General features: G+C 57.8%; 7 protein-coding genes and 1 pseudogene. 5 read left to right on the top strand and 3 right to left on the bottom strand.

The genetic code is table 11. From position 1 onward, the window contains the following. Positions 1 to 86 precede the first annotated feature (86 nt). Both CKW15_RS13650 and CKW15_RS13645 read left to right on the top strand, forming a co-directional pair. Positions 87 to 359 (top strand): CopG family ribbon-helix-helix protein, encoded by a 273-nt coding sequence (locus CKW15_RS13650; RefSeq protein WP_095056248.1) that lies wholly within the window; start codon positions 87 to 89, stop codon positions 357 to 359. Beyond that, the gene (locus tag CKW15_RS13645; RefSeq protein WP_095056171.1) at positions 359 to 634 is read left to right on the top strand and encodes a type II toxin-antitoxin system RelE/ParE family toxin; all 276 of its coding nucleotides are present in this window, start codon (positions 359 to 361) and stop codon (positions 632 to 634) included. Before CKW15_RS13650 ends, CKW15_RS13645 begins: the two co-directional genes overlap by 1 nt. Before the next feature lie 136 nt (positions 635 to 770). On the opposite strand, the gene CKW15_RS13640 is transcribed toward CKW15_RS13645, so the two are convergent. Next, entirely contained in the window at positions 771 to 4,823 is a 4,053-nt protein-coding gene (locus CKW15_RS13640) for a glycosyl hydrolase family 28-related protein (protein WP_095152210.1), read from the bottom strand. A 458-nt stretch (positions 4,824 to 5,281) separates the two neighbouring features. On the opposite strand from CKW15_RS13640, the gene CKW15_RS13635 reads away from it, so the two are divergent. Both CKW15_RS13635 and CKW15_RS13630 read left to right on the top strand, forming a co-directional pair. Then, positions 5,282 to 6,841 (top strand): GGDEF domain-containing protein, encoded by a 1,560-nt coding sequence (locus tag CKW15_RS13635; protein ID WP_177450578.1) that lies wholly within the window; start codon positions 5,282 to 5,284, stop codon positions 6,839 to 6,841. 439 nt (positions 6,842 to 7,280) lie between these two features. Beyond that, positions 7,281 to 7,721: a CBS domain-containing protein gene (locus CKW15_RS13630; RefSeq protein WP_095056174.1), complete on the top strand. Its 441-nt coding sequence runs from the start codon at positions 7,281 to 7,283 to the stop codon at positions 7,719 to 7,721. Between the two features lie 104 nt (positions 7,722 to 7,825). Here CKW15_RS13630 and CKW15_RS13625 read toward each other — a convergent pair. Together CKW15_RS13625 and CKW15_RS13620 are read right to left on the bottom strand one after the other, a co-directional pair. After that, a pseudogene (locus CKW15_RS13625) lies at positions 7,826 to 8,197 on the bottom strand (oligopeptide/dipeptide ABC transporter ATP-binding protein); the annotation flags it as partial. 101 nt (positions 8,198 to 8,298) lie between these two features. Then, positions 8,299 to 9,339 carry a LacI family DNA-binding transcriptional regulator gene (locus CKW15_RS13620; RefSeq protein WP_095152208.1) on the bottom strand — a complete coding sequence of 347 codons (1,041 nt, stop codon included), beginning with the start codon at positions 9,337 to 9,339 and terminating at the stop codon, positions 8,299 to 8,301. A 205-nt stretch (positions 9,340 to 9,544) separates the two neighbouring features. On the opposite strand from CKW15_RS13620, the gene CKW15_RS13615 reads away from it, so the two are divergent. Further along, complete coding sequence (locus CKW15_RS13615; RefSeq protein ID WP_095152207.1) at positions 9,545 to 11,764, top strand: TonB-dependent receptor; 2,220 nt, start codon at positions 9,545 to 9,547, stop codon at positions 11,762 to 11,764. The last annotated feature ends 2 nt before the right edge of the window (positions 11,765 to 11,766 follow it).

Here is an 11,766-nt window from a genome sequence, read left to right as displayed (position 1 = left end):
ATTTAATTCGATTCAAAGAGATTCGCTTTGAATCAAGGTTGCGCATGCTTGAGCTGACTGCATTGGTTGGCAAAGGAGTAATGATTATGGCTACATCCGTCAAAACCCGATCTGTAACGGCTCACGTACCTGTAGATCTAGCCGAGAAGGTCGATGAAATGGCCGAGCGTCTGGAACGATCCAAAAACTGGATCGTCAAGCAAGCTCTATGCGCCTGGATTGACCTGGAAGAGGAGCGCAGTCGTCTAACCCGTGAAGCCCTTGCTGATGTAGACGCAGATCGCGTGATTGACCATCAGGCTGTCCAGGCCTGGGCTGACAGTTTGGGAACAGACACGCCGTTACCGGTGCCACACTGATGGCGGTGAAGTGGACTGGCAAGGCACTTTCCGATATCTCCCGTCTTTACGAGTTTTTGGCAACAGTAAACAAAAACGCCGCCATTCATACGGTCCGGCAACTTACTTCGACAGCAGGTATTTTGCTCGCCAATCCTCGCATTGGTGAGCGCATCGAGGAGTTTGACCCGCGTGATGTGCGTCGAATCCTGGTTGGTCACTACGAACTACGTTACGAAATCCAGGGTACAACCCTCTATCTGCTTCGCTTGTGGCACACACGTGAGAATCGATAGCGATTTGAAGTCTGTCGCTCTCAAAACCCGCGCTCCCGCATAAACACCGCCATCAAATGGGTCGCACCATCCCCCAGCAAACTCCGGCGTTCGCCTTCGATCTTCAGGTGGCCGCGACTTTGCTTGGATCCGGGGTTTAACCCAAAGTTATGAAATCGCTGGCGTGCAGGTCCTGAACGCCCACCAGTTGAATTTCGATCTCGGGTGTGGCCCCCGCATTCACGCTGCCCTGGAGAATGCCATCGGCAAAGCGCAGTTGACCGGTGGCGTTGGCAGGGTCGAAGGCGTTGCTGCCGATGAAGGTGAAGGCGTCGACAGCGACGGTCTGCGGGTTGGCGTCCAGGCCGGTGAAATCCAGGTGATCGCCCTCGGTGCTCTTGAACCCGTTGATCACATCGAGCAAAGCCCCGACGCCCATGTCCGACAGCGCACTGAACGCGAAGGTATCCGCGCCAGTGCCACCAGTGAGGTTGTCGGTGCCTGCACCACCGATCAACCGGTCATCGCCCGAACCACCCACCAGCGCATCGTTGCCCGCGCCACCGTTCAGAACGTTCGCGGCGCTGTTGCCCGACAGGCTGTCGGCGTAGGCGCTTCCCGTCAGGTTTTCGCAGGATTTCACGGTGTCGAGCCCGGAACCCACGGTGTTTTGTTGCGCAGATGTCGAGAGGTTTACGGTCACGCCGGACAAGGCGCGGTCATAGGACACCGTGTCAATGCCATCGCGCCCGTCCAGTACATTGTTGCCAGCTCCGGCGAACAGCGTGTTGTCCAGCGCATTGCCCGTACCATTGGCGGCGCCAGTGCTATCGACATACAGATGTTCGACGTTATTGCTGAGGGTAAAGGCCGCCAGGCTGCTGTGCACGCTGTCGATCCCACCAGGCGTTGCATTGCTGTTGGTCTCGATCACGGCGTCATCGGCGTTGTCGACGTAATAGGTGTCGTTGCCATCGCCGCCGCTCAGGCTGTCGGCTCCTGCTGCACCATCAAGCACGTTGTTTGCGGTATTGCCGGTGATGAAGTTGTGCCGCTCATTGCCGGTGCCGTTGATGGCCGACACGCCGGTCAGCACCAGGTTCTCGAGATTGGCGCCCAGGGTCCAACTGACCGAGGCCTGCACCGCATCGATCTGTGAGGTCGAGGTGTTGGTTTCCACCTCGCGGTCTGATGCGTTATCGACCACATAAATGTCGTTGCCATCGCCACCGGTCATGGTGTCGGCGCCCAGGTTTCCATCCAGCGTGTCATTTCCCGAACTGCCCACCAGGGTATCCGCCTGAACGGTACCGGAAATCATGTTCCGGGCGTTGTCGAAAATCTCCTGCACGCTGTTGTTGTCGTTGGGGTTGCCCTGGAAGCCAAGGTCATTGGCGATGTAGTCGGCCAGCCGCTGGCCAACGATCTCTGCCGACTCTTCGTGCAGGTGCCAGACGTCGTCGGGATACGCCAGCGGCTCGACTTCGTAGCGCAAGGGGAGGTCGGTGTAGTCCGCCGCCAGCTTGACGTCTGCACGCTCGGCGGCGATGGCTTCCTGGGCGGCCCGGACATAGCCAACGCCCTCGACGATGGAGGCAATCTTCTCCTCCGAATAACCACGGGCACGCGCCGCGTCCTGCTCGTAGTGACCGGTTTCCATCAAGTACACGTTGAAGTTGCCGAGTTGGGCATGCAGGTAATCAAACACCTTGAGGGTCGCGGCCTTGTAGGCCGCGGCGGCCGCTGCTTTGTCCGTGGCGCGGCCGATCTCCTGGGCCGCTTCCTCGCCCTGGCCCCAAATGATGCCCATGGTGACGTTACTGATCGATTGAAGTTCGGTGAGCTGGTCCCGCAGTAGCGTCACGGCGCGCAACAGCGCAGCCCCGGGTTGATTGGTGTCGGTCAGCCACCAGCACAACTTGAGTTCCTCGGCGCTGAGCGTCGACAGGCCGGTGACTGTGCTGCCGCCCACCGCAATGTCGATGCCGTTGCCATTGCCATCGGTGAACTGGCTGCGAACGTCGTAGGGGGTGTAGCGGTCCAGGTCGTTGACCAGCATCGAGGTGCCGGACTGATTGTCGTCCTCCGTCATGCGCAGTAGGCGCGCATTGGATTGGCCGAGGGTGGGCAGGTAGAGGATGTCCTGCTGGGCGCGCTCGCCGAACACGAAGTCGCTGGCGGTCAGGGTGTTGAGGTAGTTGCCGCTGAGGGCGATTTCAAAACGATTGCCATCGGCATCCGCTTCGGCGGACTTGATGTAGGTCTTGTCGCCAGCCGCGTTGAGGGTGATGTACAACGTGCCATTGTGACCATCGCCGAGGCCGAAAAAGCCCAGGCCCGAAACATCGATCTTGTCGACACCCACGGTGAAGTCATAAATCGTGTCGCTGGCCGTGATACCACCGGTGTCGTAGTCGCGGTAGCTGTCGAGCACGTTGCTGTAGCGGAAGGTGTCGGCACCCGCGCCGCCGTACAGCGAATCGCGCCCGGCGCCGCCGTCGAGCATGTCGTCGCCCGCGCCGCCACTGAGGCTGTCGTTACCCGCAAGGCCGAGCAGGGTATCAGCCGAATCGCTACCCAGCAGCGAGTCGCTGGCGCTGGTGCCGGTGATCACGCTATTGAAGATGAAGTTGCTGGCGGTCAGGGTGCTGGCGAAGTTGCCCGAGAGAATCAGCTCGAAGCGGTTACCGCTGGCGTCGGCATCGTAGTCCTTGATGTAAGTGCGATTGCTGCTGGCACTGTAGCTGACTTGCAGAGTGCCGCCACGACCATTGCCCAGGCCGGTGAAGCCGAGGCCGGCGAGGTCGATCTTGTCCTGGGTGACATCGAAGTCGGTGAGGGTGTCATCGAAGCTTGTGGTTGCGTTGCGGTAACTGTCGGACTGAGTGACAAAACGGAACGTGTCGGCGCCGGTACCGCCGGTGAGTTTGTCGAGGCCCGCACCACCCACCAGAATGTCGCCACCGGCACCGCCGTTGATCGTGTCGTTGCCGGCCCCGCCGTAGAAGATCTCGGTCGCGGAACTGCCCAGCAGGGTGTCGTTGCCAGCCGTACCTTGCACGATGGTCATCGGCACCGTGGCACTGACGTAGCTGCCGTCGCCATAGATCAGCGTGGCGCCGTTGCTGGTGTGGCTGATGGTGTTGCCAATAATGGCGTTGCGATCAGTGCCGTCTTCATTGCGCTCTGCAATGCCGTAGGTCGACAGGTTGCTGCCGATGATGACGTTGCCCTGGAGGGTGTTATCGCTGCCGTTGAAGTACTTGCCGGACACGCCCAGGGTGTCGTTGTACGACTGAATAATGATCTCCGGGACGGGGCTGCCCAGGGAATTGTTGTTGAGCGTGTTGTCGATGATCTCGACGTGGTTGCTGCCGTAGATGCGAATCCCGGCGCTGGCGTTGTCGTGAATGTCGACGCCGCTGACGGTCACCTCGCTGGACAGTTTGATCAACACCCCTTCGGCGCCGTTGCCGTACACCTCGCCGCCGGTGATGGTGATGTTGCTGGGGGAGGGGATGTCCTCGCTGCCGCGCTGCACCACGATGCCATTACCGCCGTTGCTGTAGGCAACGTTATTGGTGAGCGTGAAGTCGTGGGTGCTGGTAACGATGTTGAAACCGTGCCGGTCGTTGTCGTAGGCAACATTGTTTTCGAAGGTGCTGTCGCTGAGGAAGTCGGCAACGAATCCGTCCAGGCCGTTGCCGTGGGAGACGCTGTTCTTGATGACCATGTTGACGGTTTGCTCGTGGGGGTCAAAACCGTACCCGGAGCAATCCTTGATCTCGACGCTGTCGAGGGTGACGTTGGAGTCGTAGCCCGCTTCGCCGGGAATGTAGCCGTTGAACCAACCGTCGATCTTGCCCGTGGTGTTGTCACGGTTGCCGTCGATGGTGAGATTGCTGACGCCGAAGTCGTGGGTTTGCTCGCCATAGGCGGAGCGGATGACGCCGGTGATTTTCGTGTCGGAACCGTCAGCCACCTTGACGGTGGTTGCGCCCATGCCATCGCCGTACAGGTAGACGTTGCTCTTGAGCATCAGGCAGCCGTCGGAAGGTTCCTCACCCCCCGAAACGATATAAGTTCCGGTCGGCGCATACACTTGCCCCCCGCCTGCAGCGGCCGCCGCATCAATTGCGCGTTGTATCGCCGCCGTGTCGTCAGTGATGCCATCTCCCTTGGCGCCAAAATCTCGTACATTGAAAATCATGAGTTTATCTCCGTATCAGGCGAAAACCTCGGTAAATGCCAATATTCCATCTGCAGTTACCGTTTTATGACCCGGAGGAGCTCAAAAGTTGTGACCGCACATCGGTCAGGCGTCAAAAAACAGATTTTACTGATTAACGGTTATAAAACATTTCGGAAAAATAACGTTTTGTTGACGACCGCTCGGGGAGCGAAGTCGCAGTGAACCAGCCAAAGAGTTGGCGGAAAATTGTCTGGAGTCGCAGAGAACTTCAAGAACAACGGCAGCAAGACGGGGATCAGTACGCTGAATCGGCTCTACGTCTACCGTGCGGTTTAGTGAGATACTGGCACTGTGACACTTTGGACTTCCCTTTTTACTGCATGGATTGCACCTCGTTTGAAAACCATAGCGCTTGCCTTTGCTCTAGTTATGCCCCTCGGCACCCCGTACGCTCTGCAAGTTGAGAAGCCCGAATGATGCTTACCAAACGGCGCAGCTCTTTGGTGGGGTTCATGCTTTTGGCGGTCGGTTTGGTGGGGTTTTCGACGTTGCTACTGCTGACGTCCGAGACTGAACGCCGGAAAACGCGTTTTTCAGAATACGTACAGAACATTTCCGGCATCGTGCGCAACCAGCTCGATACCAATGAAGCGGTATTGTCGGGTTTTTCTGCATTTCTTCAGGCCGTCGACCAGAGCGATACGGAAGCAGCCGCTCGCTATGCGGCAGCGGTTTTATCCGCGTACCCTCATATTTACATGCTCGAGGCGGCGAGGGCGGTACCCGTCGCCGAGCAGGCAGCCTTTGAAAAACTGTTGAGACGCACCTGGCGTCCGGATTTTGCACTCAAGGATTTCCCGAGCCTGGCTCAGCAACCTGCCCAGCATCAGGTCAATCTCAATGAGACCTGGCCCGTGTTGTTCATGTACCCGCCAGCCCCGGAGTCCAGTTCGATCTATGGCGTTCGGCTGGAAACCGTTGGGCATCTTTCATATGCACTGGCGCGAACCCGCAGCAATCAGAAACCCGTCGTATCACCCGTTTTCTCGATGTACGAAGGGGGTAATGCCTACATTCTGATGCAGTCCGTCAGTCGCACCGAGGATGCACGAGAGAGCACGCGCCCCAACTTTTTCGGCAGCACGATGTTGTCGTTGCTTTTGATCAAAACGGACTCGCTATTGCAGGCCGTCAACGATGCGAACGTCGATCCTTTCGTCCAAATCAGCGCTGTTCTGAAAACCGGGGCGGGTACAGAAAACAACGTATTTTCTACAGACACAGAGCAGGCTGGCGTCCTGGATCAGTTTTTCTTGCCGTGCCTGTCTGATCGGGTCGACATCAGAAACGCATCACAACCCATGACGTTGCTATTTGAGCGTCAACTGCGTTTTGGGGATGTTCTGACCGCCGAAACATGGGTGATTCTTGCCGTTCTGGCCGGGGCACTTGTCCTCATGCCACTTGTGTTGATCCGGCATTTCAAGGCGATAGAACGGGCTGAAGTCGAGCACGAACGAGCAACGTATCTGGCAACCCATGACGTACTCACAGAACTGCCCAACCGCTACCTCTTTGCCGATCGTTTTGAGCAGGCCATCGCCAACTGGAAAAAGGATGGGACGCAGTTTGCCGTGTTGTTGATCGACCTGGATCACTTCAAGGAAATCAACGACGAATGCGGCCATGAAGTCGGCGATCAAGTGCTTCGAACAGTCGCAAGTCGCATGCTTCAGGCGACCCGCTCGCGTGACACCGTCGCACGTTATGGAGGGGATGAATTCGTCATTCTGCTCACGGACATTACCAGCGCCGAGAGTGCGGAAAAAAAGGCGGAGAGGTTGTTTGGAGCCATCGCTCAGCCGGTCATGACAACCGCTGGCGAGCGAGCGCTCTCGTGCAGCATCGGGGTTTCGCTGTTTCCTGTTCACGGCCAGAGTCTCGACACGCTGCTTAAAACGGCGGATCAGTCCATGTATGGCGTCAAACAATTAGGTCGCAAAGGCATCGCAATGACTGAAACGCTAGAGGCCTGATCTGACGCAGAGATGATGGACTGCTTGCCGGCTGTGCTGCGTAACGGACCGAAACATGCGCTTTTGTAACGCGCCATGCATGAGGCCGTGCACCAATCGAAGGCGACGCAACGGGCTTTGCGTCCACTACCTCAGTCGTCTCGATGTGTTTTCCATGCCAGTTCGCTTTCCTGGACGTCTGGTTACCTTCAACTGACGTTTGCCTGGACCGCGGCCGCCGACTGGCACAAAGGCTGCAAGACCCGCATCGGATTTATCTGTACATATTTTCCTGGGCAGCCCGGTCAATGACGATCGAATGGGCTGACATGTCCGGAGTGATATCGGGTATGTAAGGCAGGCTTCAACACCACAAAAGAACAGGCAAAGGCGCCTGAAACCAAAAGGTTTCAGGCGTTTTTTTTTGATTTTTTAACCGTGATTCGCAGGGTAGGCACTTATGAAAACAGTCGCACAGTTGCTGAAACTGAAGGTCTTGCAAAACCAGCAGGTGCATAGCATCGCGCCGGATCAGACGGTGCTCGACGCACTGAAGATGATGGCTGAGAAGAACGTGGGTGCTCTACCTGTCATCGAGAAGGGTTTGGTTATCGGTGTTATCAGCGAACGCGACTATGCGCGCAAAGTCGTTCTACAGGGCCGATCTTCGGTGGGTACGCCGGTCAGGGCCATCATGAGCGCGCCCGTCGTGACGGCAGACAGTCGGCAGAGCATAGAGCGCTGCATGGTGGTCATGACCGACAGTCACCTACGTCATTTACCGGTGCTGGAGGGTGATCAACTGATTGGCCTTTTATCGATTGGTGATCTGGTGAAAGAAGCCATCGTCGAGCAAGCCAATCTGATCCGGCAGCTGGAGCACTACATTCGCGGAGATTAAAGCGACCAAGGGTAAGTGCATTGTCTCAACCCACGAGTAAAGGCCTGATCGTCCGGTGGCGGGCGTGTGGGTTGACAAGGACGCGGCCCGTCAACCCCTGTGCCTCAGTTGTTGATGTCTGCCGCGTAGTGGCAAGCCACCTGCCGGCTGTCGAGCAGGCGCAGGGCTGGCTCTTCGGTGCTGCAACGCTCGGTGGCGTACGGGCAGCGCTTGTGGAAGGCGCAGCCGGACGGTGGGTTCAGCGGGTTGGGCAACTCGCCGACGATCTTGATTTTCGGTTTGTTCGGGTCTGGGTGAATGGTCGGCGTGGCCGACAACAGGGCCTGGGTGTACGGGTGCAGAGGACGGGTGTAGATGTCCTCTTTCGGGCCCATTTCCACCGGGCGACCGAGGTACATCACCATCACGTGATCGGCGACGTGACGCACCACCGCTAGGTTGTGCGAGATGAACACGTAGGCCGTGTTGAACTCTTGCGTCGACTCCGCCGGAGTCGAAGAGGCACGATGGTGCGACAGAGAGTATCTCGCGGCGGTAGATAATTCAGAGTCCTCAGGTCGTGTTTGCAATTCAGCTTTCAAGTACTTTCACGCTCGATCACCAGGCAATCCAGCAGATTTATCCGCTGCACCTCGCCCTCCACCGGCAGCACTCCCAGGCTTTCCAGCACTCGCGTCGCCGCCATTACACCGATTTCCAAGGCCGGTGGTTTGATAGTGCTTAAACTCGGGAGCAGCATTTCGGCAAACGGGTAATCGCCAAACCCAAGCACCGCGCAATCTCCGGGAATATTCAGCCCCGTGCGTTGCCCGGCCAGCAACCCGCCGGCTGCGAGGTTGTCGTTGGCGAAGATGATTGCATCGGGAGGGGCAGAGGCCTGCATGAGTGCTTCCATCGCCTGTTTTCCGGCTTCAAACGGCGCCAGACCCACCTCCGGCGCAAATACCCACGGTTCCAGTCCCAGTTCACGAACACAGGTGATGTAGCCATCGCGGCGCTCCAGCGCACTGAAATCACCGGCGGCACTGTTCTGCACAAAGGCCATTCGCCGATAACCCTTGTCATGCAGGTAGCGCGCGGCTGTCACGCCCACGTCAAAGTGCGAAAAGCCGATCTGCATTGGCCCGCGCTCCGGTTGGTAGTCCCAGGTTTCAATCACCGGGATGTCCGCTTCAGCGATCATTTTTTCGGTGCCAACGCTGTGGAAGTGACTGGTCAATACCAACGCCGCCGGCGACCAGCCAAGGAACGCCCGCACCGCACTTTCTTCCTGTTCGACACTGAAATAACTCGACGCCAAAAGCAGCTGATAACCGTTGCGACTGAGCGTGTCGCTGAAACCCTGAATAGTGTTGGCGAAGATCGGCCCGGAAATGTTCGGGATCACCATGCCGACGATTTTGCCGCGCGCCGAGGCCAACCCTCCGGCGACCAGGTTTGGCACGTAGCCCAATTGCGCAACCACGGCAGCGATGCGCTCGCGTCGCTCAGGCGATACCTGCTCCGGCTGGTTGAAGAAGCGCGAAACGGTGATGGCCGAGACACCGGCCTGTCGCGCCACGGTGTTGAGGGTAACGCGGCCGGCGCCTCGGCGTTTACGAGGTAAATTTTCGCTCAACTCGCAATCCTTTTAAAAACCAAAAGATATATAAAACTAAATTATTAGTATTTGACGATCTATGTAGCGGTTGTTGATACTGTCGATGTTAGCGCTACCAAAGCGTTTTGTCTGCTACTCGCTCGAGCGAATGCCCAAGACATATTTCAGACGCTGTCGTCGCAGAACGGCAGCGGTTCAGGGCACACTTTCGAGCGGGTAGACCATGGGCAATTTTCCTGGGGCAAGAAACACATTGGCGCATTCGATTCGCGCTGCGGGGTGGTTATTTACCGGCTTAGCCGTGTTGCCGTCTGGTAATGCGTTCGCCGCCGACAACAGTGAGCCGACGCTTACATCCGTCACTGTCACCGCGACTCGTCGCGAAGAATCGCTGCAAAAAATCCCGGTGGCGGTGTCAGTCGTCGATGGCGAACAGCTGGAGCGAGACAACCGTAACAGCGTATCGAGCATCGTCCAGCAAGTACCGTCGCTGAATTTTCGTACCGGTGCCTCGAACAAGGACACCTCGTTGTTTGTGCGTGGCGTGGGGACGATATCCACTTCCCCTGGCGTTGAACCGACCGTGGCTACGGTGATCGATGGCGTGGTCTACGCTCGCCCAGGTCAAACGACCCTTGACCTGCTGGATCTGGAACGGATCGAAGTCCTGCGTGGCCCGCAAGGCACGCTGTTCGGCAAGAACGCTTCGGCCGGCGTACTCAATATCATCAGCCGGGCACCGACCGCCGAAACCCAAGGTTACATCGACCAATCGAACTACAGTGGCAACGAAAGCCGTACCCGTTTCGGTCTCGGTGGCAGTCTGATTCCTGACACTTTGAAGGGCTCGATCACCACCTTGTTCGGCAGCTATGACGGCAACGTCGATAACGAGCACAACGGTCAGGAGGTCAATGGCTACAACCACAAAGGCGCACGCGGCAAACTTGAGTTCACGCCTAACGATGACCTCAAGTTCACCTTTATCGCGGACTACATGCAGTCCCATGACGATGCACCGAATGGTGTGGTCAGCGAGTCACTGACGCCGGCCTTTGCAAATGCGTTGAGCCCGGTGCGGGCGTCCAGCGACAACCGCAAGATCAATACTGACACGCGCAGCCACGTCGATGACATCAACAAGGGCCTCTCTGGCCAACTCGACTGGAGTCTTGGCGATTACACACTGACCTCGATCACCGCGTGGCGTGGCTGGGATAACACCCAATATCAGGATGGTGATCGTCTAAGCACCATCACCGCCGCTTTTCCAGGCTCAGCCGACATAGGCGATCTGGCGTTCGATCAGTATTCGCAAGAGCTGCGCCTGGCGTCACCGAAGGGCGAGTTCCTGGAGTACGTTGGTGGCCTGTTCTACATGCACGGCAAGGACGATGAAACCTATCAGCGCACGTTGACCACTCCCACAAGCGTCAACCGTGGTATCGCCGATTACAGCACCAGCAACGATAGCTACGCGGTCTTCGGCGAAAGCACGCTGAACTTCACATCGGCCGTTCGTGGCATCGCCGGTCTGCGCTGGACGCATGACGATCTGGAATACGATCACCGCCAGGTTTCCACTTCGGCGACCGCCGTCACCGGCATCCAACCGGGCACCAGCAGTTCCGGGTCAGTGGACGAAGACGGCTGGTCAGGTCGGCTTGGCCTGCAATACGACCTGACCGATACAGTAACCACTTATCTGACCTATTCGCGGGGCTACAAAGGCCCGGCCTACAACGTGTTCTTCAACATGCAGCCGCGTGATACCGACGCACTGAAGCCGGAAACGTCCAACAACTGGGAGCTGGGGATCAAGGCCACGTCCTGGAACAATCGCCTGATCACGAACGTCGCGGTATTCCACAGCGAGTACGACAACTACCAGGCGAACTTCTTCGACACCGTGGCAGGGCAAGTGGTGACCCGTCTGGTCAACGCCGGCAGTGTCAGCACCGAAGGCGTCGAACTCGACTACGCCTTGCAGGCCACCCAGCAATTGAAGTTTTCCGGCGCGCTGGCTTACACCCATGCACGCATTGACGAGTTTGCCTGCCCACCGGGTGCCGCAGCGTCGTGCAACGTCAATGGCAAGCCGCTTCCGTACAGTCCGGACTGGAAGAGCTACGTGCGCGCCGACTACAGCATCCCGCTGGATAACGGTCTGGATGTCGAACTGGGTACCGACTTCAGCTGGCAGAGCGAAGTGCAGTACGACATCAGCCAGAATCCCGACACCAAACAGGGCGCCTACGGGATCTGGAATGCCAGCATCGCTCTGGCTGACTACAACAACGGTTGGCGAGTAGCGCTGCTCGGCAAAAACCTCGCGGACAAGTCCTATTCACCAATGCTGGCCACTGGCGGCAACTACATCTACCGCGCCGTGCCACGGGACGACGAACGCTATTTTGGTGTGCAACTGCACAAGGACTTCTGAAC

The organism is Pseudomonas sp. Irchel s3b5, from assembly GCF_900187435.1.
Lineage (GTDB): Bacteria > Pseudomonadota > Gammaproteobacteria > Pseudomonadales > Pseudomonadaceae > Aquipseudomonas.
This window is presented reverse-complemented; position numbering and strand designations above follow the sequence as displayed.

Coding starts and splice junctions, on each gene's coding strand:
- CKW15_RS13650 (WP_095056248.1), top strand. CDS start 87: ATGGCTACATCCGTCAAAACCCGATCTGTAACGGCTCACGTACCTGTA.
- CKW15_RS13645 (WP_095056171.1), top strand. CDS start 359: ATGGCGGTGAAGTGGACTGGCAAGGCACTTTCCGATATCTCCCGTCTT.
- CKW15_RS13640 (WP_095152210.1), bottom strand. CDS start 4,823: ATGATTTTCAATGTACGAGATTTTGGCGCCAAGGGAGATGGCATCACT.
- CKW15_RS13635 (WP_177450578.1), top strand. CDS start 5,282: ATGCTTACCAAACGGCGCAGCTCTTTGGTGGGGTTCATGCTTTTGGCG.
- CKW15_RS13630 (WP_095056174.1), top strand. CDS start 7,281: ATGAAAACAGTCGCACAGTTGCTGAAACTGAAGGTCTTGCAAAACCAG.
- CKW15_RS13615 (WP_095152207.1), top strand. CDS start 9,545: ATGGGCAATTTTCCTGGGGCAAGAAACACATTGGCGCATTCGATTCGC.